20 protein-coding genes are annotated in these 21146 nt (G+C 73.5%); 17 read left to right on the forward strand and 3 right to left on the reverse strand.

The window, feature by feature from the left end:
• The first annotated feature begins 26 nt into the window (after positions 1 to 26).
• Together efeO and ACW9TB_RS35975 are read left to right on the forward strand one after the other, a co-directional pair.
• Positions 27 to 1163 (forward strand): iron uptake system protein EfeO, encoded by a 1137-nt coding sequence (gene efeO, locus ACW9TB_RS35970; RefSeq protein WP_472752584.1) that lies wholly within the window; start codon positions 27 to 29, stop codon positions 1161 to 1163.
• Positions 1164 to 1168: 5 nt separating this feature from the next.
• Positions 1169 to 1888, forward strand: coding sequence for an ABC transporter substrate-binding protein (locus ACW9TB_RS35975; RefSeq protein WP_472752585.1), 720 nt, complete (start codon positions 1169 to 1171; stop codon positions 1886 to 1888).
• A gap of 30 nt (positions 1889 to 1918) precedes the next feature.
• Here the strand turns inward: ACW9TB_RS35975 and ACW9TB_RS35980 are convergent, their stop codons facing one another.
• Positions 1919 to 3046 (reverse strand): AbrB family transcriptional regulator, encoded by a 1128-nt coding sequence (locus tag ACW9TB_RS35980; protein WP_472752586.1) that lies wholly within the window; start codon positions 3044 to 3046, stop codon positions 1919 to 1921.
• Positions 3043 to 3825 carry a COG4705 family protein gene (locus ACW9TB_RS35985; protein ID WP_472752587.1) on the reverse strand — a complete coding sequence of 261 codons (783 nt, stop codon included), beginning with the start codon at positions 3823 to 3825 and terminating at the stop codon, positions 3043 to 3045. Before ACW9TB_RS35985 ends, ACW9TB_RS35980 begins: the two co-directional genes overlap by 4 nt.
• Before the next feature lie 130 nt (positions 3826 to 3955).
• Here ACW9TB_RS35985 and ACW9TB_RS35990 point away from each other — a divergent pair, with 130 nt between their 5' ends.
• Positions 3956 to 4621: a response regulator transcription factor gene (locus ACW9TB_RS35990; protein ID WP_472752588.1), complete on the forward strand. Its 666-nt coding sequence runs from the start codon at positions 3956 to 3958 to the stop codon at positions 4619 to 4621.
• Positions 4618 to 5934: a sensor histidine kinase gene (locus ACW9TB_RS35995; protein WP_472752589.1), complete on the forward strand. Its 1317-nt coding sequence runs from the start codon at positions 4618 to 4620 to the stop codon at positions 5932 to 5934. The genes ACW9TB_RS35990 and ACW9TB_RS35995 overlap by 4 nt, the downstream gene beginning before the upstream one ends.
• Positions 5935 to 5956: 22 nt before the next feature.
• Here the strand turns inward: ACW9TB_RS35995 and ACW9TB_RS36000 are convergent, their stop codons facing one another.
• Complete coding sequence (locus ACW9TB_RS36000; RefSeq protein ID WP_472752590.1) at positions 5957 to 7276, reverse strand: sensor histidine kinase; 1320 nt, start codon at positions 7274 to 7276, stop codon at positions 5957 to 5959.
• 67 nt (positions 7277 to 7343) lie between these two features.
• Between ACW9TB_RS36000 and ACW9TB_RS36005 the strand changes: the two genes are divergently transcribed.
• The 13 genes from ACW9TB_RS36005 (at position 7344) to ACW9TB_RS36065 (ending at position 21140) form a co-directional block, all read left to right on the forward strand.
• Positions 7344 to 8600 (forward strand): MFS transporter, encoded by a 1257-nt coding sequence (locus ACW9TB_RS36005; RefSeq protein WP_472752591.1) that lies wholly within the window; start codon positions 7344 to 7346, stop codon positions 8598 to 8600.
• Between the two features lie 147 nt (positions 8601 to 8747).
• Positions 8748 to 9323: a DedA family protein gene (locus tag ACW9TB_RS36010; RefSeq protein ID WP_472752617.1), complete on the forward strand. Its 576-nt coding sequence runs from the start codon at positions 8748 to 8750 to the stop codon at positions 9321 to 9323.
• Positions 9324 to 9380: 57 nt separating this feature from the next.
• Positions 9381 to 10220, forward strand: coding sequence for an iron uptake transporter permease EfeU (efeU, locus tag ACW9TB_RS36015; protein WP_472752592.1), 840 nt, complete (start codon positions 9381 to 9383; stop codon positions 10218 to 10220).
• Positions 10221 to 10256: 36 nt separating this feature from the next.
• Positions 10257 to 10640 carry a BlaI/MecI/CopY family transcriptional regulator gene (locus ACW9TB_RS36020; protein WP_472752593.1) on the forward strand — a complete coding sequence of 128 codons (384 nt, stop codon included), beginning with the start codon at positions 10257 to 10259 and terminating at the stop codon, positions 10638 to 10640.
• Positions 10637 to 11533: a M56 family metallopeptidase gene (locus ACW9TB_RS36025; RefSeq protein ID WP_472752594.1), complete on the forward strand. Its 897-nt coding sequence runs from the start codon at positions 10637 to 10639 to the stop codon at positions 11531 to 11533. Before ACW9TB_RS36020 ends, ACW9TB_RS36025 begins: the two co-directional genes overlap by 4 nt.
• A 373-nt stretch (positions 11534 to 11906) precedes the next feature.
• Complete coding sequence (locus ACW9TB_RS36030) at positions 11907 to 12980, forward strand: iron ABC transporter substrate-binding protein (protein WP_472752595.1); 1074 nt, start codon at positions 11907 to 11909, stop codon at positions 12978 to 12980.
• 131 nt (positions 12981 to 13111) lie between these two features.
• Positions 13112 to 14605, forward strand: a complete 1494-nt coding sequence (locus ACW9TB_RS36035; protein WP_472752596.1) for an ABC transporter permease — start codon at positions 13112 to 13114, stop codon at positions 14603 to 14605.
• On the forward strand, positions 14602 to 15669 hold the full coding sequence (locus ACW9TB_RS36040) for an ABC transporter ATP-binding protein (RefSeq protein ID WP_472752597.1): 1068 nt from the start codon (positions 14602 to 14604) through the stop codon (positions 15667 to 15669). The genes ACW9TB_RS36035 and ACW9TB_RS36040 overlap by 4 nt, the downstream gene beginning before the upstream one ends.
• Positions 15670 to 15733: 64 nt before the next feature.
• Positions 15734 to 16417 carry a response regulator transcription factor gene (locus ACW9TB_RS36045; protein ID WP_472752598.1) on the forward strand — a complete coding sequence of 228 codons (684 nt, stop codon included), beginning with the start codon at positions 15734 to 15736 and terminating at the stop codon, positions 16415 to 16417.
• 190 nt (positions 16418 to 16607) lie between these two features.
• Positions 16608 to 17234 (forward strand): hypothetical protein, encoded by a 627-nt coding sequence (locus ACW9TB_RS36050; protein WP_472752599.1) that lies wholly within the window; start codon positions 16608 to 16610, stop codon positions 17232 to 17234.
• Complete coding sequence (locus tag ACW9TB_RS36055) at positions 17231 to 17881, forward strand: ABC transporter ATP-binding protein (RefSeq protein ID WP_472752600.1); 651 nt, start codon at positions 17231 to 17233, stop codon at positions 17879 to 17881. The genes ACW9TB_RS36050 and ACW9TB_RS36055 overlap by 4 nt, the downstream gene beginning before the upstream one ends.
• Positions 17878 to 18513 carry an ABC transporter ATP-binding protein gene (locus ACW9TB_RS36060; protein WP_472752601.1) on the forward strand — a complete coding sequence of 212 codons (636 nt, stop codon included), beginning with the start codon at positions 17878 to 17880 and terminating at the stop codon, positions 18511 to 18513. The genes ACW9TB_RS36055 and ACW9TB_RS36060 overlap by 4 nt, the downstream gene beginning before the upstream one ends.
• Positions 18507 to 21140: an FtsX-like permease family protein gene (locus ACW9TB_RS36065; protein ID WP_472752602.1), complete on the forward strand. Its 2634-nt coding sequence runs from the start codon at positions 18507 to 18509 to the stop codon at positions 21138 to 21140. The genes ACW9TB_RS36060 and ACW9TB_RS36065 overlap by 7 nt, the downstream gene beginning before the upstream one ends.
• The last annotated feature ends 6 nt before the right edge of the window (positions 21141 to 21146 follow it).

A 21146-nucleotide genomic window follows, 5' to 3' on the forward strand; every position in this document is an offset into this window, starting at 1 on the left:
GCGCCCGTAGCCTGAACAGGAGCATCATGTCCGTCATCGCCCGTCTCACCGTCGGTGTCCTCGCACTGGCCGGCCTGGCCGCCTGCTCGGCCGAAAGCCCTGACCCGGCCGGTTCCGCCGGGGCGCGGCAGCCGGGGAAGGTCGCGGTCGCGGCCAGCGACACCCGGTGCGAGGTGGCCGTCTCCGAGGTCGCGGCCGGGACCAGCACGTTCGCCGTCAGCAACGGCGGCAGCAAGGTGACGGAGTTCTACGTCTACGCCGCCGGTGACCGGGTCATGGCCGAGGTGGAGAACATCGCGCCGGGCCTGACCCGCGAGCTCATCGCCGAGTTGCCCGCCGGGGCCTACGAGACGGCCTGCAAGCCCGGCATGGTCGGCAAGGGCATCCGTGGCCCGCTGAAGGTCACCGGCGAGCACAAGCCGCTCACCGCCGACGCCAAACTCGCCGAGGCGACCGCGGGCTACAAGCGCTACATCAAGAGCCAGGGCGAAACGCTGCTGGTCAAGACGCAGGAGTTCGTCGACGCGGTCAAGGCCGGGGACATCGACAAGGCCAAGGAGCTCTTCCCGATCTCGCGTACCTATTGGGAGCGGATCGAGCCGGTCGCGGAGATCTTCGGTGACCTCGACCCGGCCATCGACGCCCGCGAGGCCGACCTGGCCGAGGGGGAGGAGTGGACCGGCTTCCACAAGATCGAAAAAGATCTCTGGATCACCAAGGACATCGGTAAGGACGGCCCCGTCGCCGACAAGCTGATCGCCGACGTCAAGACCATCGTGGACAAGGCCAACGCGGCCGAGCTGACCCCGCTCAACCTGGCCAACGGTGCCAAGGAACTGCTCGACGAGGTCGCCACCGGCAAGATCACCGGGGAGGAGGACATCTGGTCGCACACCGACCTGTGGGACTTCGCCGCCAATCTCCAGGGTTCCAAGGCCGCGGTCCAGTCGCTGCGCCCGGTCCTGGAGGAGCGCGCCGCCGGTCTGGTGAAGACGCTGGACGAGCGGTTCGCCGCCGCCGAGGCGGAGCTGGGCACCCACCAGAAGGGCGACGGCTGGAGACTGCACAACGAGCTGTCCAAGGCGGAGCTGAAGAGGCTGTCCGACGTGATCAACGCGCTGGCCGAGCCGATCAGCGAGATCGCGCCGATCGTGGCGAAGTAGGGGTCATGAGCGAACGGATCAGCCGCAGGACGATGTTCGGTCTCGGTGCGGCCGGGGTCGCGGTCGCCGGAGGCGGCGCGGTCGCCGCGCGTTCCTGGTTGCGGGAGCCGTCCGCCGCGCACGCCGCGTCCACCGAGGACTACGCCTCCCTGAGCCGGATCGCCCCCACCCTTTCCACCGTCTCGGGCTACAACCGCGACACCTGGCAGGTCACCACGGCGAGGGTCGGTGCCGTGCTCGGCCGCAAGAGCCAGGCCGACGCCCTGGTCGCCGAGGTGGAGAACGCCATCCTCGCCGCCAAGACCGCCAACCCCGGCTTCGCCGGCCGTACCTTCACCATCGGCCCGGTCACCGCGGAAGGCGTGATCAACACCGTCAACAGCCCGGCCGACGCCTCGGCGCTGTTCATGTCCCAGCTCGGCCTGACGCTCTCGCCGAAGGTGGCCGCACTGCCGAAGGGCGCCTTCCCCGGGCGCGCGATCGTCAGCCCGGAGCTGATCGAGGCCATCGACGCCGACGTCGTGATCCTCACCTTCAACAGCCCGCAGGCCCGCGCCAGGCTTGAGGCCGACGAGCTGTTCAAACGCCTGCCCGCCGTGCGCCGGGGCTCCTACATCGCCCTGGACCTGCCGACGGCGATCGCCATGGGTTTCCCCTCCGCGCTGAGCATCCCCTACGTCCTGGAGAAAAGCGTGCCGCTGATCGCCGCGGCGCTGAGGACCTGAACCGGACCCCGGCCCCTTCGGCCGGCCGGGTCAGCGGTGCCGCGGGGGGCCGGTCCGGGACCTGCGGACGCTCAGGCGGATCAGCGGCGGCGCCAGGAAGGCCATCACGAAGAGCCGCAGGCCCTGCACGCTGGAGATCAGCGGCAGGTTCGCATGCGCGCAGGAGGCCGTCGCCAGGACCGCGTTGATCCCGCCCGGCGTGGTGGCGAGATAGGTGTCGCCGAACGGGGTGCGGGTGAGGGCGGAGACCGCCCAGGCCAGGGCCGCGCACGCGGCGCCGACGGCCAGCGTGCAGGCCAGCGCGGCGGGCAGGACCCGGCGCAGGTGCCGTACGGTCCGCCGGGAGAAGCGCAGGCCCACATCGAGCCCGACCATGGTGAACAGCAGGGTCCGCAGCAGCCCGCTGGGGGCGAACCCGGGCGCGAGACCGCTCACGGTGAGGGCGGCCGACACCAGCATGGGGCCCATCGTGGCCGGGCTGGGCAGTCTCAGGAGAGAGCCCAGCAGCACCCCGAGCGGCGCGATGAGCGCGAGCGCGAGCAGGCCCCCCGCCTGGTCGTGGCCGCCGACCAGGTGCCAGGGGCCGCCGTCACCACCCGGCGCCCCGCCGCCTTGCTGCGGCCGGGCGGAGATCCAGGTCAGCAGCAGCGGCGTGCTCGCCACGATGAGACCCAGCCGCAGATACTGCATGAACGCCACCAGGCGGCCGTCGGCGCCGAGGTCCTCGGCGCAGGCGACCGCGGTGGCCGACCCTCCGGCGATCATGCCGAGGGTGGCGGTGGCCCGGTCCACCCCGCCGAAGCGGACCATGGCGGCCGCGGCCACCTGGCAGAGCAGGAGCGTCACCACGGTCACCGCGGCCAGGGGCGCGATCGAGCCGGCCACCTGGCCCAGTGCCGGCGGGTCCAGGTAGGTGCCCATCAGCACCCCGAGCAGCACCTGCGCGGCGCGGCCGAGCGCGGCGGGGACGCGTTCACGCGCCAGGCCGCTCAGCGCGGCCGCCAGCCCCAGCAGCAGCGGTATCAGGAGGTGCGGGGAGGGCAGGGCCGGTTCGCCCAGCTCACCGGCCGCCACGGTGACCGCCAGGACCGCCGCCCACCCCAGGAGCCCGGCGATCCGGCGGGTGAGGCCACGGGAGGCCGCGCGGGCCGGGTTCACGTCCCGCCGCCCTCCGCGGCGGCCTCGGCGGTGCCGGTTTTCGCGGTGGCGGTCAGGTAGAGCACGAAGCCTGCGATCGTGAGCAGGAAGAGCGCGCTGGTCACGACGGCCCCCAGGCCGAGGCCGCCGTCGACGCGGGCCTGGGACAGGTAGTCACCGGCCGAGGCGCCCAGCGGCCGGGTCAGCACGTAGGCGATCCAGAAGCTGAGGACCGCGTTCAGCCCGGCGCCGAAACGGGCGAGGGCGACGAGCGCGATCAGCGCGCCGAACGCGAGCGCCGACACCCCGTACCCCAGGCTCAGCCCTTCCGCGGCCAGGTCGCCCGCCGCGGTGCCCAGGGCGAAGGTGAACAGGATCGCCGACCAGTAGAAGGCCTCGCGCCGGAGGGTGAAGATGGTGTGGATGGACAACGTTCTTTCGCTGGCGTACCAGGCGGCGAAGGTCACGGCCAGTGCGACGCCGAAGACGACGGTGGCCGTCTGCAGGGGGACGCCGAGGTTGTCGACGAGATTGTCGGTGATCAGCGTGCCGACGACGCTGATCAGGATCACCGCGAGCCAGTAGACCCCCGGGATGTACCTCCTGGCCCCGAACTGCAGGGCCAGTGCGATGACCAGCAGGGCGCCCATGATGTAGGTGGTGGTGGTCAGGCCCAGGCCCAGGTCGGCGTTCAGGAAGTCGGCCGCCGTCTCGCCCACCGTGGTGCACAGGACTTTGATGATCCAGAAGGAGAGCGTCACTTCCGGGACCTTGTTCAGCGGCTTCGCATGAGGTGTCATCGCGCCAGGCTGACACGGTTCACCTGAACACAACCTGACTGCGTTTCCTCCATAAGGGCAGGTCGGACGGCCGCCGCATACCCTGGGGAGTGGACGGGACCCGCCGGTCACCGGGAAGGGGGATGGTCGTTTGGCGCCGAGTGTCGCCATCGTCGAGGACGATCTGGCCCTGCGGGCCGGTCTGAGCCGCGGCCTGCGCGAGGAGGAGTTCGAGGTCCGCCTGTCGGTGGCCTGCGGGGCCGACCTGTTGCGGGCTCTGAAGGAGCCCTCCCCCGACGTGTTCGTCATCGACATCGGCCTTCCCGACGTCGACGGCCGTGACCTGTGCCTGGCCCTGCGCGCCCGCGGCGTGCACGCGCCGGTCCTGCTGCTCACGGCGCGCGCCGGCATCACCGACCGGCTGTCGGGCTTTCAGGCGGGCGCCGACGACTACCTGCCCAAGCCGTTCCACTTCGAGGAGCTGGTGGCGCGGCTGCGGGCCCTGCTGCGGCGCGCGGGCCAGGCCGCTCAGCCGCCCTCCGGCCTGCGCCTGGACCCCGCGGCGCACGAGGTGCGCTACCAGGAGCGGGGGGCCGCTCTCACCCCGACGGAGTTCCGGCTGCTCGCGGCCCTGCTGGCGCGCCGCGGGGAGGTCGTCCGCCGCCATGCGCTGATCGCGGCGGCCTGGCCGCCGGGGGCGATCGTCCACGACAACACCCTGGACGCCTATGTCGTACGGCTTCGCCGCAAGCTCGACGGCATCGGCCAGGCGTCGGCGATCACGACGGTCCGCGGCGTCGGATACGCGGCCGGGTGATCCGCCGCCGGCTCGTCGTCACCGCGAGCGCGGCCCTCGCCGCCGCCCTCGCCGTCTTGACCATGGGTTTCTACCTGCTGCTCTCCTGGCAGCTGGAAAGCGGCGCCGACGGTGTCCTGCGGGCCCGGGCCGCAGCGGCGGCGGCCACCGTGACGACCCTGCGGGGGCGGCTGAAAGTCAGCGAGACGCCCTACGACGAGGTTCTCGACCGCGGGGTGTGGGTGTTCGACGCCGCCGGAGCCCCGGTCAGCGCACCGCTCGTCCCCGGCCCCCTGGACGCGCCCGCCCGCGAGCTGGGCACGGTCTCGCGTCCCACCTTCCGTGACTTCGGCCATGACCTGAGGATGCTGGCGATCCCGCTGCACGAGCCTCCGGCGCCTGACGCGGTCGTGGTGGTCGCCCTGTCCCTGCTCCCCTACGAGAACGCCGAGCAGACCGCGCTGATCGGCGCGCTCGTCTTCGACGTGCTGGTCCTCGGGCTCAGCGCCCTGCTCGTGCGGCGCTCGGTGATCCAGGCCCTGCGGCCCGTCGCCCGGATGACCGCCCAGGCGGCCCGCTGGTCCGAACGCGACCTCGACCGCCGATTCGGCCTCGGCCCCGCCCGCGACGAGCTGACCGGCCTGGCCGCGACGCTGGACGGCCTGCTCGGCCGGCTCGCCGCCGCGCTGCGCCACGAACAGCGCCTCACCGCCGAGATCGCCCACGAGTTGCGCACTCCGCTCGCCCAGCTGCGCCTGAACACGGAGGTGGCCCTGCGCAAAGACCGCCCGGCCGCCGAACTCCAGGAGGTGCTGCGAGAGGTCCTCGACGGGACCGACCGGATGGCCGCCGCCCTCGACACCCTGATCGGCCTGGCCCAGCGCAGCATCGACCCCGGCGCTGGGACGGCCACGGTCGCCGAGATCGCGGCGGACGCGCTGCGCGCCTGCCGGGCCCGGGGCCGGGAGATCCAGCTCGACACCGGGCCCGCCGCCGCCCTGGTCGTCGGCTGCGATCGCGAGGTCGTCGGGCGGATGCTCCAGCCGCTGCTGGACAACGCGCTGCGCTACGGCCGGTCGGCGGTGCTGCTGCGGGTGCGCCGATGCGGCGAGGAGGTGGTGGTCGCCGTCGGCGACGACGGCCCCGGTTTCGATGCCGGTGAGCTGGAGGCCGTCCTGGCCCCCGGCGCCCAGGGGCGGGCGACCGCGCCCGGCCAGGGCGCCGGGCTGGGGCTCGCGCTGGCCCGCAGGCTGGCCGAGGCCGGCGGCGGCACCCTGACCCCCCGGGTCTCCCCCCAGGGCGGCCTGATCGAGCTGCGCCTCCCGCTGGCCTGAGCCCGCCGGGGATCAGGCCAGGTCAGGTTTCCGCCGACGGTGACAGCAGCAGGCTGAAGATCGGCGGTGAGGCGCGGCGCAGCAGGAGCCGTCCCGCCTCGGCCTCGGCCAGGGAGCGGGCCAGCGCCAGGCCGATGCCGTGCCCGTCGTCGGCGGCGGAGCGGCGCGCGAACGGGTCGGCCTCCTCCAAAACGCCTTCCCCCTGGTCGCAGACCTCGATGGCGAGGGCGTCCCCGACCTCGGTGACGTCGACGCGGACCTCCCCCGCCCCGTGCACGAGCGCGTTGTCGATGAGCACCCGCAGGATCTGCCGTACCGCGGGCAGTGAGGCGACCACCGAGGGCAGCTCCGCCGGTACGGTGATGGTCAACCGGCGGCCCTGGGCCGCGAGCCTGCCGTGCCAGTCCGAGCGCACCTCCTTCAGCAGGGCGGCCACGTCGAGGGGTTCGGAGGCGGTGCGGGTGTCGCGGGTCAGCCGGACGAGGTCGTCGATGATGGTGTGCAGGCGCTGGCCGCGCTGGACGGCGACGGCGACGGTGCGCCTCAGGTCGGCGCCGGGCCGGGTGAGGGCCGACTCCAGGCCGAGAAGCAGGCCGGTGAGCTGGGTGCGCAGCTGGTGGGAGACGTCGGCGCTGAAGGAGCGCTCGCGGTCCAGGACGTCGCCCAGGCGGCGCGCGGTGGCCGCCAGCGCCTGCCCGGCGGCGTCGGCCTCGCTGATGTCCGAGCGGGGCGGCCTGATGGAGAAGTCCCCCTCGCCGAGCGCCTGGGCGGCTTTGGTCAGGTGCTCCAGCGGCGCGGCCAGGCGCGCCGACTGGCGCAGTCCGTAGGCGGCGGCCAGCGCGAGGGCCAGGGCGGCCAGGCCGGCCATCAGCAGCCACGCCAGGTGGATCCGCTCCTCGACGCCCTCGTACGGTGTGGCGACCCGGACGACGCCGAGCTGGGTCTCGTCGGTGGGGATCGGCGCGGAGGCGACGAGGAAGCCGGCCTCGGCGCCCTCGTGGGGGTGTCCGTAGGCGGCGTCGGCGACCAGGGCGGAGACGGCGGGGCCGCCGCCGTGCAGGAGGTGGCCGGAGGTGGAGTAGACGCCGACCGTCAGCCCTGCGGGCACCCCGGCCGGTAAGGTGATCGCCCGCGCGCCCTTCTCGACGTCGTCGTCGGGGATGGCGGCGGCGATCCAGGTGGCGTCCCGGCCGAGCGCGGCCATGGTCTCGCCGCGGTAGAGGTGGCTGACCGCGACGGCGAGCGGCACCGCGAACAGCACGACGGTGAACGTCGCCACGGCCGTGATCGCGGCGAGCACGCGCCGTCGCAACGGAGCAGGTCGCGGCGGGGTCGAAGGCACCGGGCCAGGATCGCAAGTCGAAGGTAAACGCCACGCTAACCTTACTTTTCGTATCGTCGAACTCACTATGAGTAACGAGAATCTGGTGCGGCTGCTGCTGCTCAATCAGTTCACGATCAAGCTCGGCTTCAACATGCTGATGCCCTACCTGGCGTTCCACCTGACCCACCAGCTCGATCTCGCGGCCTGGGTGGTCGGGCTGGTGATGGGGGTGCGCAACGCGAGCCAGCGCGGGATGGCGCTGGTCGGCGGCTACCTGGCCGACCGGCTGGGGGCGCGCGCCACGGTGGTGGGCGGATGCGCGCTGCGCGCGGCCGGGTTCGCGCTGCTCGGCTTCGCCGACGGCGTCTGCGCCCTGGTGGTGGCGTCGGTGGCGACCGGGTTCGCCGGGGCCCTGTTCGATCCGGGGACGCGCTCGCTGCTGGCCGTCGCCGCCGCGGACCGGCGGGTGCGGGTGTTCGGCTGGTTCAACATGGCCGGGCAGACGGGGCTGCTGCTCGGCCCGCTGGCGGGGCTGGCCATGGCGGGACTGGACTTCCGGGCGGTGGCGCTGGTCTCGGCCGGGGTGTTCGTGCTGCTCACCGCCCTGCAGGGGGCCTGCCTGCCGTCCGTGGTCCCCGAATTGCGCCGTGAGCGCGGCGGGTGGCGGGCCGTGCTGGGCAACCGGTCCTTCTGGCACCTCTCGCTGGCGATGTCGGGGGCCTACCTGCTGTCCTTCCAGGTCTACCTGACGCTCCCCCTGGCCCTGGGCCAGGCGTTGGGCGTACGGCGGGAGCTGGGCGTGGGGGTGATGTTCGCGCTGTCGGCGCTCCTGGTCATCACCCTGCAGGGGCGCGTCGGCGCGCGGGCGGCCCGCACGATGACCGCGCCGCGCGCCATGAGCGGCGGCCTGCTGGTCATGGGGCTGGCCTTCGTCCCGCTCGCGGCGACGACCGGCGTGGACCTCTCCGGCGTCCCCGGGCACCTGTGGTGCCTCGCCATGGCACCGGCGCTGGCCTCGGCCGCGCTCCTGGCGCTGGGCACCATGCTGATCCACCCGTTCGAGATGGAGGTGATCGTCGCGATGTCCGGCGGACGGCTGATCGCCACCCACTACGGGCTGTACGCCACCGTGTCGGGCATCGGGGTCACGGCCGGCAGCGTGCTGACCGGCACGCTGTGGGACGCCGCCGGGCGCTGGGGCCTGGCCTGGCTGCCCTGGGCCGTCCTGGCCGCGACCGGCGGGGGGTGCGCGCTGGCGATGAGACCGCTGGAGCGGCGGCTGGTCACCTCTTTCGCGGCGGAAGGTAAACGCGGCGTTAACCTCGCCCTCATCGGGCGCTGACGGGCCGGTTCGTACCGTGACGGGTATGCACGCAAGGCACCGCGCTCCCCGCCCCATCCTCCGCCCGGCCGACGGCCGGGGACCTTGGGGGTGCCCGGCGTGCTGACGGCCGGGCCCGGTGGGATCGCCGGGTGGGCGACCGGGCTGATGGAGACGCTGGGCGCGCCGGGGGCGGGCATCGCCATCGCCCTGGAGAACCTGTTCCCGCCGCTTCCCAGCGAGGTGATCCTCCCCCTGGCCGGATTCACCGCCAGCACCGGCGCCATGTCTCTGTGGGCGGCGCTGACCTGCACCACGCTCGGCTCGGTGGTGGGGGCGCTCGCGCTGTACGCCGTCGGCGCGCTGCTGGGCAGGGCGCGCACGGTGGCCCTGGCGGCGAGGCTGCCGCTGGTCAAGGTCTCCGACATCGAAAGGACCGAGGCGTGGTTTTCCCGCCACGGCCGCAAGACGGTGTTCTTCGGCCGGATGGTCCCGCTCTTTCGCAGCCTGATCTCCATCCCGGCCGGGGTCGAGCGCATGCCCCTGGTCACCTTCACGGTGTTCACCACGCTCGGCAGCCTCGTCTGGAACACGATCTTCATCATGGCCGGGTACCTCCTGGGGGCCAACTGGTCACTGGTCGAGACCTACGCCGGTGTCGCCACCAACGTCGTCGTCGGCCTGGTGGTGCTCGCGATCGTCGTGTTCGTCGGGGTGCGGCTGTCTCAGCGCCGAGGGCGCTGATTCGCAAGGTTCCCCCCCGCCTCGTCGAGGCAGGTCTTCCCACCGTCTAGGAGTGACGTGTTCGCCAGTTATCTCATCGGTCTGCGCGAAGGGCTGGAGGGCGCGCTCGTGGTCTCCGTGCTCGTCGCCTTCCTGGTCAAGAGTGACCACCGAGACCGCCTGCCCCTCGTGTGGGCGGGGGTGGTCGCCGCCGCCGTCCTGTCCGTCGGGTTCGGCGCGCTTTTGACCTTCACCGCCGCGAGCCTCGGGCATCAGGGGCAGGAGCTGTTCGACGCGGTCACCTCGTTGCTGGCCACGGTCTTCGTCACCTGGATGATCTTCTGGATGCGCCGGGCCGCGCGGTCCCTGTCGGGCGAGCTGCGCACCCGGCTCACCGAGGCGCTCCGGCTGGGCCCGGTCGCGGTCGTCGTGATGGCCTTCCTGGCGGTGGCGCGCGAGGGCCTGGAGACCGCGCTGCTGTTCTTCGCCTCCGTCCAGGGCGCCACCACCACGGCCAGCCCGCTGATCGGGATCAGCCTGGGAGTGCTCACCTCGATCGTGATCGGCTGGGGCCTGTACCGCAGCGCGCTGCGGATCAACCTCACCACCTTCTTCACCTGGACCGGCCTGCTGCTCATCCTGGTCGCCGCGGGCATTTTCAAGTACGGGGTGCACGACCTGCAGGAGGCGAACCTGCTGCCGGGCCTGTCCGCCCACGCCTTCGACATCAGCGCCGTCCTGCCCCCCGACTCCTGGTGGGGCGCGCTCGTCTCGGGCATGTTCAACATCACCGCGCAGCCGACCGTGCTGGAAAGCCTCGCCTGGCTCGCCTACGCGCTGCCCACGCTCCTGCTCTTCCTGCGCCCGCCGTCTTTTCGGCGCCCGGCCTCACCGTCACCCGCTGGGAAAGCTGTCTGACGACGGGCCGGCGGGCGGGGCCGCTATGGTCATCCGATGAACGCTCGCCGATCCCCCGGAGCCCTGGAGACGGAGATCCTCGCCGTGCTGCACGAGGCGTCCGGCCCCCTGTCGCCCGGCGAGGTACGGACCCGGCTCAGCGACAAGGGGGGCGGCGAGCTCTCCTACAGCGCCGTGGTGACCACCTTGACCAGGCTGCACGAGAAGGGCGTCGTGACGCGGGAGCGGGCCGGGCGCGCCTACCGCTACGCCGCGCCCGCCGACCCCTCGGGGCTGATCGCCTGGCGGATGAGACGGCTGCTCGACGCCGAGGCCGACCACGCGCCCGTCCTGACGCACTTCATCTCCGGCCTCTCGGCCGGGGACGAGGAACTGGTCCGGCGGCTGCTGCTGGGCGACGACGAGAACGAAACCCGATGATCGACCACTTCGTCCTGTCGACGCTCCTCGCCCCCGCGGCCCTGGTCGCCTCGATGGCGGTGCTCGCCGACCGGCAACAGCCGGCCCCGGCGACGGTGGTCTTCATCACCTGCGCCGTCGTGGTCGCCGCCGCGAGCTCGGTGAGCGTGGCGGCCGTCTCGGCGCACGCCGTCCTGACCCTCGCGCGGGGGGACGCGCCGCAGTGGCCGTACTGGGCCGCCCTGGCTTTTCTGGCGACCGCCGTCGCCACCTTCGTCGGCGGCGCCCGGCGAGAGCGGCGGTCGCTGTGCGCCGCCCGTGACCAGGCCGCGGCCCTGCCCGACGGCGACGTCGTCGTGGTGGTGGCCGAGCGGCGCCCGGCCGCCTTCACCCTTCCCGGACGGCCGGGAAAGCCGGGCCGGATCGTGGTGACCCAGGGCATGCTGGACGCGCTCGGCGAGGAGAGCCACGCGGTGCTCGTGGCGCACGAGCACGCCCACCTGAGCGGCCATCACCACCGGTGGCTGCTGGCCAGCCGGTTGGCCGTCGCGGCCCACCCCCTGCTGTGGCGGGTTCGCCACCTGGTGGGATACCTGATCGAGCGCTGGGCCGACGAACAGGCCGCCGCGCAGACCGGTGACCGCAGGGCGACGGCCCGGGCGATCGGTGTGGCGGCCCTGCTGTCCCCGGACGGCGCGACGCCGTCGGGGGCGATGCCGTTCGCGGCCCGGCGGGCTCCCGGGCCCGTGCCGCGCCGGATCGCCGCCCTGCTCAAACCGCTGCCCGACCCGCGCGGCGCGTTCCTGCTCGCGGTCCCCGCCCTGGTGGCGCTGGGGTCGGTGGTGTGGACCGGGGAGGCCATCGTCGACCTGACGGAGTTCGGCCGCCCGTGCCGGCGCGAACCTGAGCGCTGAGCGACCGCCCCTTTCACCCCGGCGCCGTACCGAGGCCCCTTTTCGTCTCAGCGCCCGTACCGGCGCGAACCCCGCCGCCGGGCGATCGCGCGCCTTTCAGCCCGCCGCCGCATCAGCGGGCATCCCGGCGCCGAGCGACTGCGTCCCTTTTCAGCCTGCCGCCGTACCGGCGCCGGGCGTCCGCGTGCCCTTCGTCCCAGCGCCGTACGGGCGGGGACCTCGGGCGCGTCCGTCACCTCGCCGCCGGGTGACCGGTTGAGGACCTTTGCGGCGCCCCCTGGCCCCGCCGTGCGTTCTTAGGTTAGCCTCTGCTAACTTCTACAGCGATGTAGTTGTCATTGAGGCAGTCTCGCATGACCGAAGGAGCACCGCGGTGCCGTTTTCCCTCCCCAGAACCGTGCTCACCCTGGCCACGACCGGCCTGCTCGTCCTCGGCCTGGCCGCGTGCGGCGGCGCGTCCACCGACACCACCGGCACCGGCGAAACCGCCGCGAGCCCGGCGGCCGACAAGAAGATCACCGTCTACAGCGGGCGCAGCGAGTCGCTGGTCAAGCCCCTGCTGGAGAAGTTCACCGCGCAGACCGGCATCGCCGTCGAGGCCCGCTACGCCGCCACCGCGGCCATGGCCACCCAGCTTCTCGAAGAGGGCGAGAAGTCGCCCGCGGACGCCTTCTTCGCCCAGGACGCCGGCGCGCTCGGCGCGGTCGCCAAGAAGGGCATGTTCGCCCCCCTCCCGGCCGCCGCGCTCGACCAGGTGCCCGCGACCTACCGCGCCAGGAGCGGCGAATGGGTCGGCGTCACCGCCCGCTCGCGGGTGCTGGTCTACAACCCCGGCCTGGTTCCCGCCGCCCAGCTGCCCGCCTCGGTGTTCGACCTCACCGACCCGGCCTGGAAGGGCAAGATCGGGGTGGCCCCGACCAACGCCTCCTTCCAGGCGTTCGTCACCGCCGTGACGGTGCAGCACGGCCAGGACAAGGCGAAGGAGTTCCTGGCCGGGCTCAAGGCCAACGACCCGCAGATCCGCGAGGGCAACGGCCCGATCCTGGAGGAGGTCGACTCCGGCAAGCTCGCCGTCGGCCTGATCAACCACTACTACCTGGGCGAGCTGGCCAAGGAGAAGGGCACCACCCCCGACACCCTCACCGCCAAGCTGCACTTCTTCCCCGGCGGCGACAGCGGCGCCCTGGTCAACGTGGCGGGCGTCGGCGTGCTGAGGAAGGCCGCCGACAACCCCGACGTGCGGGCCTTCGTCACCTACCTGCTCAGCGCCGAGGCCCAGAAGTACTTCGCCGAGGAGACCTTCGAGTACCCGGTCGTGGCCGGCGCCGCCCCGCCCGCGGGAGTGCCCGCCCTGGACGAGCTGAAGGCCCCCGCGGTCGACCTCAACGACCTCGACCAGCTGGAGGCGACGATCGCGCTCATCAAGGATTCGGGACTGGTCCCCTGAGCACGTCACCGCCCCTCACCTCGCGGCCGGGTCGCGCCGGACCCGCGCCTTCCGGCCGGTCCGGCGCGAGTCGGCCGCGACCTCGCGGCCGGTCGCCTAGGCCGTCACGGCCCGCGCTGCTCACCCTGTCGGTGCTGGCCGTGGCGGTCGCCCTGATCCCGCTGGCCTACCTGGCCGTACGGACCGCCGAGGCGGGCTGGGCCCGGATCACCGCGGAGTTGTTCACCGGGCGGGTCGCGGCGCTGGCGGCGGGCACCCTCGCCCTGGCGGCCGTGGTGACCGCCGCCTGCCTGCTGCTCGGGGTCGGCTCGGCCTTCCTGATCGTGCGCACCGACCTGCCGGGCCGCCGCCTTTTCGCGGTCCTGGCCGTCCTGCCGCTCGCGGTGCCGACCTACATCGCCGCCTTCGCCTGGGTGTCGGCGCTGGACGGCTTCGAGGGGTTCTGGGCGGCGGCGCTGGTGCTGACGCTGTGCTCCTACCCCTACGTCCTGCTGCCGGTGGCCGCGGCCCTGGCCGGGAGCGACCCGGCCCAGGAGGAGGTGTCGCGCTCGCTGGGTCACGGCGGCTGGCACACCTTCACCCGGGTGACGCTGCGCCAGATCCGCCCCGCGGTCGCCGGGGGCGGGCTCCTGGTGGCGTTGTACGTGCTGTCGGACTTCGGCGCGGTCGCGATCTTGCGGGCCGACACCTTCACCCGCGCCATCTTCCTCGCCTTCGACCTCGGGTTCGACCGGACCGGCGCGCTGGTGCTGTCGGCCGTGCTCGTGGCGCTGACCGTGCTGATCCTGGCGGCGGAGGGGGCGACCCGGCGGCGCGGGGCCCGCTACGCCCGGCTGGGCGGCACCCGCCGCCCACCGGCCAGGATCGGCCTGGGCCGGGCGCGCCCGCTCGCCGTGGCCGCCCTGCTCGCCGTCGCGGCGGCGGCTCTCGGCGTCACCGCCCTCAGCCTCGCCCGGCGGATGGCCGAGGGCGTCTCCCGGCCGGGAACCTGGCCGGAGGTGATGGCGGCCGCCGGTAACTCCCTGTGGCTGTCGCTGGCCGGGACGGCGCTGACCATGCTGCTCGCGCTGCCGCTGGGGGTGCTGAGCGCCCGGGTGCCCGGCCGCCTGAGCGGGGCGCTGGAGCGGCTCGGCTATCTCAGCCACGCCCTGCCCGGCGTGGTGATCGGCCTGTCCCTGGTGTTCTTCGGCGTCAACGTCGCCTACCCGCTGTATCAGACGACCTGGTTGCTCGCGCTCGCCTACGGCGCCCTCTTCCTGCCGCTGGCCGTCGCCGCCGTCGCCGCGGCCACCGCCCAGGCGCCGCCCGTCCTCGAAGAGGTCGCCCGCTCCCTGGGCCGCGGGCCGCTGGCGGTGCTGGGCACCGTGACCGTGCCGCTCACCCTGCCGGGCATCGGCGCCGGTGCGGCGCTGGTCTTCCTCACCTGCATGAAGGAACTTCCGGCGACGCTGCTGCTGCGCCCGACCGGCGTCGACACCCTCGCCACCGAACTGTGGTCCAACACCGCGGTGGCCGCCTACGCCGGTGCGGCGCCCTACGCGGCGCTGCTCGTGGCGTTGTCGTCGGTGCCCGCCTGGCTGCTGGCCGCCCGTACCGGGATTCTCAGCAAGGAGCCCCACAGATGAGCACGCTGGAACTGCGTGGCGTCACCCGGCACTACGGGCCCGTCGCCGCCCTCGGCGGCGTCGACCTGACCGTGCCCGGCGGCAGCCTGACCGCGGTGCTCGGCCCCTCCGGCTGCGGCAAGACGACCCTGCTGCGGTGCGTGGCGGGCTTCGAGCGGATCGACGCGGGCGAGATCACCGTCGACGGGCGCGTGATCGCCGCTCCCGGCGCGCACACGCCGCCCCAGCGGCGCCAGATCGTGATCGTGCCGCAGGAGGGCGCGCTCTTTCCCCACCTGCCGGTACGCGACAACGTGGCCTACGGGCTGAGCCGGGCCGATCGGCGCCGTGGCCGGGCCGAGGAGGTGCTGAGCCTGGTCGGCCTGGCCGGGTACGGCGGGCGGATGCCCCACCAGCTGTCGGGAGGCCAGCAGCAGCGGGTCGCGGTCGCCCGCGCCCTGGCGCCGCGCCCCTCCCTCATCCTGCTGGACGAGCCGTTCAGCGCGCTGGACGCCGGGCTGCGCGCCGAGTTGCGCCACGACGTGCGGGCCGCGCTGCGCGCCGACGGGGCGACCGGCATCCTCGTCACCCACGACCAGGCCGAGGCATTGTCGAGCGCCGACCGGATCGCGGTCATGCGCGAGGGCGTCATCGTCCAGGACGACTCCCCCACCGGCGTCTACCACCGGCCCGCCGACGCCTGGGTGGCCGCCTTCGTCGGTGACGCGATCATGCTGGCCGCCCCGGCCGGAACCGGGCACGGCGGCGATCCGGCGACGGCGCGCACCGCGCTCGGCCCGGTCACGGTGGCCGATCCTCCCGAAGGCCACGGGCCGCTCACCGTGCTGGTGCGGCCGGAACAGGTCAAGATCACCACGTTGCCGGCGCCGCGGGCCGTGGTCGCGACCGTGGTCGGCGACGACTTCCACGGCCACGACGCACTCATCACCCTGAGACTGCCCGACGGCACGCGCGTCAGCGCGCGGGTCGCGGCCCCGACCGGCCCGATGGCCACCGGCACCAGGGTCGGTGTCCGCGTGGAGGGAGCCGTCAGGGCCTGGCCGGACCGGCCAGGCGCCGGGTGAAAGCCGGGTGAAACGGGTGGCGCCGCTCCCGTACGCGCCCGCCGGTGTCCCTACCATCGGTTACATGACGCGGGTACTGATCGTCGAGGATGACCCATCCATCGGCTCGGAGCTGACCGAGGCGCTCTCCAGCAGCGGCTACCAGGTGGGCTGGGCGGTCACCGGGGCCGAGGCGCTGGACCAGGCGCGCCAGGCCGTCCCCGACCTCATCCTGCTGGACCTCGGCCTTCCCGACACCGACGGGGTGGTGGTCTGCCGGCGGCTGCGGACGGCCCTGCCACAGGTGGTGATCGTGGTGCTGACCGCCCGCGTCCAGGAGCTTGAGGTCGTGGTGGCGCTGGACGCCGGGGCCGACGACTACCTGACCAAGCCGTTCCGGCTCACCGAGCTGCTGGCCAGGCTGCGCGCGCATCTGCGCCGCCAGACCCTGCCGCAGCACGAGTCCAGCGTGTCCGTCGCCCGCCTGCGCCTGGACCTGCGCGCCCGGCGCGCCTACATCGCCGAAGAAGAGGTCATGCTGCGGCCCAAGGAGTTCGACCTGCTGGCGGTGCTGGCGTGCCGGGCCGGTGAGGTGGTCACCCGCGAGGAGCTGATGGAGCAGGTCTGGGACGCCAACTGGTTCGGGCCGACCAAGACGCTGGACGTGCACGTGTTCGCCCTGCGCCGCAAGCTCGGCGAGTACGGGGAGGACCCGCAGCGGATCACCACGCTGCGCGGGCGCGGCTACCGCTACGAGATAGACCTCTGACCCGGGCCGGAGCGTCCGGTCTCCACCGGTCCGGCGTCCGGGCCCCGGTGTCTCGGTCCCGGTGTCTCGGTCCTGGCGTTTCGGTCCTGGCGTTTCGGTCCCAAGGTAAGCGCAAAACTAACCGGCCGCTCATCGAGCGCTCACCGTTCGCTGCGCGGGCGTTGACCAGCCCCTTTCTACCGTGGCGAATATGGTCAAAAATCCGTATTTCCTGGTGGCGTTGCTGGTGGCTCTCGCCATAGTGGCCGCCTGCGGCGGCACGCGGGCGGCCCCGCCCCCGCCCCGCCCGGCCACGACCGCCGCGACGGCACAGACCCCGGTGCGGGAGCCGGACCCGAACGCCACCGAGTCCAGCCCGCCCGGCGACATCCCCGACGACACCGCCTTCATCCCCTACCGCGACAAAAAGTACGAGATCAGGGTCCCGGAAGGCTGGGCCCGCACCACCACCCCCGCCACGGTGAGTTTCACCGACAAGCTCAACACCCTCACGATCACGGTCAGGCCCCGGTCGGCGGCCCCCACCCTGGAGGCGGCCAAACTCCAGGAGGTGTCCGAACTCCAGGCGGCCGGCGGCAACTTCGCCCTCAGGGCGATCAACACGCTCACCCGCGCCGGCGGCCGGGCCGTCCGCATCGCCTACCGGGTGGACTCGGCGCCCAACCCGGTCACCGGCAAGGTCGTCCGCCAGGACGCCGAGCGCTACGACTTCCACCGTGGCGGCCAGGAGGCGGTGCTGACCCTGTCGGGCCCGGCCGGCTCCGACAACGTCGACCCCTGGCGTACGATCTCCGACTCCTTCCGGTGGCGTCCATGATCTGCGCCCAGGAGCTGTACCGCTTCTACCGGGCCGCGGACGAGGAGGTCAAGGCGCTGCGCGGCGTCAGCCTGGAGGTCGCCGCCGGAGAGGTCGTGGTCGTCACCGGCCCCTCGGGATCGGGCAAGTCCACCCTGCTCGCCTGCCTGGCGGGACTGGACGAGCCCGACGGCGGCGCCGTATGGATCGATTCGGCCCGGATCAGCCACCGCCCCGAGGCGCGGCGTGCGGCGTTGCGCGCCCGCCGCGTCGGGGTGCTCCTGCAGTCGGGCAACCTGGTCGAGCACCTCACCGTCCGCCAGAACCTCGACCTCGCCCAGAAGATCGCCGGGCGCCGTGACGCGCGATGGGCCGAGGAGGTCCTGGAGATCACCGGCCTGAGCACGCGGGCCAGGGCCTGGCCGAGCACCCTGTCGGGGGGTGAGAGCGCCCGGGCGGGCCTGGTCGTCGCGCTCGCCAACCGCCCGGCGGTCCTGGTGGCCGACGAGCCGACCGCGGAACTCGATCGCGGCACCGAGAACGCCGTCCTGACCCTGCTGCGTGAGCGGGCCGACCAGCACTCGGCGGTGGTGATCGCCTCGCACAGCCCCGCGGTCCGCCGGTTCGCCGACCGCGTCGTCGCCCTGCACGACGGGCGGATCGCATGACAACGATCATTCGCTGCGCCGGAGTCTCCCGTACCTACGGCACGGGTGACGACGCGGTGGTGGCCGTCCACGGCGTCACCTGCGCCGTCAAAGACGGCGACCGGATCGCGGTGACGGGCTCCTCGGGGTCGGGCAAGACGACGTTGCTGCATCTGCTCGCGGGACTGGACGAGCCGACCACCGGAGAGATCCACCGCCACGACGTCCCCGTCGGAGTCGTCTTCCAGGGCCCCAGCCTGCTGGCCCCGCTGAACGTGACCGAGAACGTGGCCCTGCCCCTGCTCATCGCCGGACGTCCCCGGGACGAAGCCGACGCCAAGGCGGCGCGGGCGCTGCGGCAGGTCGGCTTGGCGGCCCTGGGAGACCGCCTGCCCGAGGAGCTGTCCGGCGGGCAGGCCCAGCGCGTGGCCGTCGCCCGCGTCCTGGCCGCCGCCCCCCGCCTGATCATCGCCGACGAGCCCACCGGCCAGCTCGACGCCGCCCACGCCGCCGACGTCGTCACCCTGCTGATCGAGGTCGCCGCTGAGCTGGGGGCCGGCCTGGTCGTCGCCACCCACGACCCGGCCGTCGCCGGACGGCTGCCACACCGCTGGGAGATGCGCGACGGCAGATTGGAGGAGCCGCCATGCTGATCTGGCTGCGCGGCCTGCTGGCGCGCCGTACCGGACGGCTGGCCGCGGCGTCGGCGGGGGTCGCCGTCGCCGTCGCACTGCTCGCCTCACTGGGCGTCTTCCTGGCCGCCGCCAAGTCCACCATGACCGCGCAGTCACTGCTTCGCGTCCCGGTGGACTGGCAGGTCGAGGTCCAGCCCGGCGCCGACCCCGCCGCGGTGACGCGCGGCCTGTGGCAGGCCCCGGGAGTCCACACCGTCCGCCAGGTCGACTTCGGCGCCGTGACCGGATTCGAATCCCGTAAAGACGGCCAGGTCCTCACCACCGGCCCCGGCCAGGTCCTGGGCCTGCCCGACGACTACACCGGCGTCTTCCCCGGCGAACTACGCCCGCTCACCGGAGCCTCCCGAGGGGTCCTGCTCGCCCAGCAGACCGCCGCGAACCTGCACGCCGCCACCGGCGACACCGTCACCCTGCACCGTACCGGCCTGCCGGACGCCGCCGTCCGGGTGGACGGCGTCGTCGACCTGCCCGAGGCCGACTCCCTGTTCCAGAAGGTGGGCGCCCCCCGGGGAGCACAACCCCAGGCTCCCCCGGACAACGTGCTGATCGTGCCCGCGGCCCAATGGCGGCGCCTGTACGACCAGCCGCTGCACCGCCAGCTGCACACCCGGCTGCTCCACCGCTTCGCCGACGACCCCGCCACCGCCTACGAACAGGTCACCGGAGCCGCCCGCAACCTGGAGGCGCGCCTGGCCGGTACCGGGCTGGTCGGCGACAACATCGGCGCCGCCCTGGACGCCGCCCGCTCCGACGCCCTCTACGCCCAGGTCCTGTTCCTCTTCCTCGGCCTGCCCGGCGCCGTCCTCGCCGCCCTGCTGACCGCCGCCGTCACCGGGTCGGGAGCGGCCCGCCGCCGTAGCGAACAGGCCCTGCTGCGCATCCGGGGCGCGAGCGCCCGCACGCTGGTGCGACTGGCCCTCGCCGAGGCGGCCCTGGTCGGCGCGACCGGCGTCGCGGCCGGGCTCGGCCTGGCGGCGGTCATCGGCGCGCTCGCGTTCGGATCGGCCCGCTTCGGCGCGTCCCCGGCCCAGGCGGCGGGGTGGGCGGGCCTGTCGGCCCTCCTCGGCCTGCTCGTCGCCGCGACGACGATCGCCCTGCCCGCGGCCCGCGACGCCCGTACGATCACCGTCGCCTCGGCCCGCCGCACCCTCACCGCCGCCCGGCCACCGCGATGGACGAGGTACGGCCCCGACGGCTGGCTCCTGCTCGGTTCGGCCGCCCTGTTCTGGGTCACCGGCAGGAACGGCTACCACCTCCTGCTGGTCCCCGAGGGCGTCCCGCAGATCTCCGTCGACTACTGGGCCTTCGCCGGACCGGCCCTGCTGTGGGCCGGCTCCGGGCTGCTCATCTGGCGCCTGACCTACCTGACGCTCGGCGCCCGGCGCCTGGTCACCGCACTCGCCCGGCCGCTGGCCGCCGGTCTGGCCGGCACCGTCGCCGCCAGCCTGTCACGCCAACGGCTGCCGATCGCCCGGTCGGTGACGATCGCGGCACTGGCCGTGATGTTCGCCATCTCCACCTCCGTCTTCACCGCCACCTACCACCAGCAGGCCCTCGTCGACGCCCAGCTCACCAACGGCGCCGACGTCACCGTCACCCAGTCCCCCGGCGCCGACGCCTCCCCCTCGCACGAGCAGCTGATCACCTCCCTGCCCGGCGTCGCGGCCGTGGAGCCGCTCCAGCACCGCTTCGCCTACGTCGGCTCCGACCTGCAGGACCTCTACGGCATCCGCCCGCAGACCCTGCCACGCACCACCCGCCTGCAGGACGCCTACTTCGTCGGCGGCAGCGCGCGGGAGATGATGGACCGCCTCGCCCACCGGCCCGACGCGATCCTGGTGAGCCAGGAAACCGTCCACGACTTCCAGCTCCACCTGGGCGACCAGCTGCGCCTCCGCCTCCAGGACGGCCGTACCAAACAACTGCGAACCGTCGTCTTCCACTACGCGGGCGTCGCCGCCGAGTTCCCCACCGCCCCCCGCGACAGCTTCCTGGTCGCCAACGCCGCCTACGTTGCCGCCCAGACCGGCTCCGACGCCGTCGGCTCCTTCCTGGTCAGCACCGACGGCACCCCCGCGAAAACCGTCGCCGACCGGCTGCGCACCATCATGGGCCCGCACTCACACATCACCGACCTGGACACCACCCGCAAAGTGATCGGCTCCAGCCTCACCGCCGTCGACTTCGGCGGGCTGGCCACCATCGAGCTGACCCTCGGCCTCGCCCTGGCCCTCACCGCCACCGCGTTGTTGCTGATCCTCGGCTTCACCGAACGCCGCCGTACCTTCGCCCTGGCCACCGTCCTGGGCGCCCGCCCCCGCCAGCTCGGCGCGTTCGTCTGGACCGAGGTCGCGCTGGTCGCCGCCGCGACGACCCTGTTCGGGGCGCTGGGCGGCTGGGCGCTGTCACACATGCTGGTCACCGTCCTGCGCGGTGTGTTCGATCCGCCTCCCGACGCCCTAGCCGTGCCCTGGCCCTACCTCGGCGCCGTCGCCGCCGTCGCCGCCCTGGGACTCCTCAGCGCCGGGATCGTCGCGCTGCGCGCCGCCCGCCGCCCGCCGCTGACCGTCCTGCGCGACCTGTGATCGGAG

The organism is Streptosporangium sp. H13245 (genome assembly GCF_055690525.1).

Coding starts and splice junctions, on each gene's coding strand:
- efeO (WP_472752584.1), top strand. CDS start 27: ATGTCCGTCATCGCCCGTCTCACCGTCGGTGTCCTCGCACTGGCCGGC.
- ACW9TB_RS35975 (WP_472752585.1), top strand. CDS start 1,169: ATGAGCGAACGGATCAGCCGCAGGACGATGTTCGGTCTCGGTGCGGCC.
- ACW9TB_RS35985 (WP_472752587.1), bottom strand. CDS start 3,825: ATGACACCTCATGCGAAGCCGCTGAACAAGGTCCCGGAAGTGACGCTC.
- ACW9TB_RS36005 (WP_472752591.1), top strand. CDS start 7,344: ATGAGTAACGAGAATCTGGTGCGGCTGCTGCTGCTCAATCAGTTCACG.
- ACW9TB_RS36010 (WP_472752617.1), top strand. CDS start 8,748: ATGGAGACGCTGGGCGCGCCGGGGGCGGGCATCGCCATCGCCCTGGAG.
- ACW9TB_RS36020 (WP_472752593.1), top strand. CDS start 10,257: ATGAACGCTCGCCGATCCCCCGGAGCCCTGGAGACGGAGATCCTCGCC.
- ACW9TB_RS36025 (WP_472752594.1), top strand. CDS start 10,637: ATGATCGACCACTTCGTCCTGTCGACGCTCCTCGCCCCCGCGGCCCTG.
- ACW9TB_RS36040 (WP_472752597.1), top strand. CDS start 14,602: ATGAGCACGCTGGAACTGCGTGGCGTCACCCGGCACTACGGGCCCGTC.
- ACW9TB_RS36045 (WP_472752598.1), top strand. CDS start 15,734: ATGACGCGGGTACTGATCGTCGAGGATGACCCATCCATCGGCTCGGAG.
- ACW9TB_RS36050 (WP_472752599.1), top strand. CDS start 16,608: ATGGTCAAAAATCCGTATTTCCTGGTGGCGTTGCTGGTGGCTCTCGCC.
- ACW9TB_RS36055 (WP_472752600.1), top strand. CDS start 17,231: ATGATCTGCGCCCAGGAGCTGTACCGCTTCTACCGGGCCGCGGACGAG.
- ACW9TB_RS36060 (WP_472752601.1), top strand. CDS start 17,878: ATGACAACGATCATTCGCTGCGCCGGAGTCTCCCGTACCTACGGCACG.
- ACW9TB_RS36065 (WP_472752602.1), top strand. CDS start 18,507: ATGCTGATCTGGCTGCGCGGCCTGCTGGCGCGCCGTACCGGACGGCTG.